This is a genomic window from Mesorhizobium sp. M7A.F.Ca.CA.003.01.2.1, from assembly GCF_003998945.1.
Taxonomy (GTDB): Bacteria; Pseudomonadota; Alphaproteobacteria; order Rhizobiales; family Rhizobiaceae; genus Mesorhizobium; species Mesorhizobium ciceri.
On the sequence record NZ_RZRA01001651.1, the window covers coordinates 1 to 475 of the forward strand.

The 475-nt window shown below is 61.3% G+C and carries 1 protein-coding gene; it reads left to right on the forward strand.

Features of this window, described 5'->3' with window-relative positions; translation table 11 throughout:
* On the forward strand, positions 1-260 hold a 260-nt coding region (locus tag EN969_RS34755; protein ID WP_164758830.1), incomplete at its 5' end, for a 2Fe-2S iron-sulfur cluster-binding protein.
* Positions 261-475: the final 215 nt, after the last annotated feature.

The following is a 475-nucleotide window of genomic DNA, read 5'->3' on the forward strand; positions in this document are numbered from 1 at the left end:
GCTCTACGGTCATGGAGAACGCGATCCGCAACGCCGTGCCCGGGATCGAAGCCGAATGCGGCGGTGCCTGCGCCTGTGCCACCTGTCACGTCTATGTCGACGAAGCCTGGACGGCTGAAGTCGGCGAGCCGGAAGCGATGGAAGAGGACATGCTGGACTTCGCCTACGACGTCCAGCCCAACTCGCGCCTGTCATGCCAGATCAAGGTCCGCGATGCGCTTGACGGCTTGGTCGTGCGGGTGCCTGCCCGCCAGGGATAAGCGCAACCTTTTTGCCAACTGATTTTTCCCGCTGTGGCTTGGCAGCGGGGCGATGGTCATGCAGTGTCCTGCTGTTTCACCACAGCGCCGCGCGTCCTCTTGGACGCGCAACGGACGCTGTAGCACTTTTATTTGCGCATGATCCTTTCCGAAAATCGTTCCGATTTTCGGGGTCATGCGCAGCGAGGCACAGGCATGACCGACATCACCAGGAC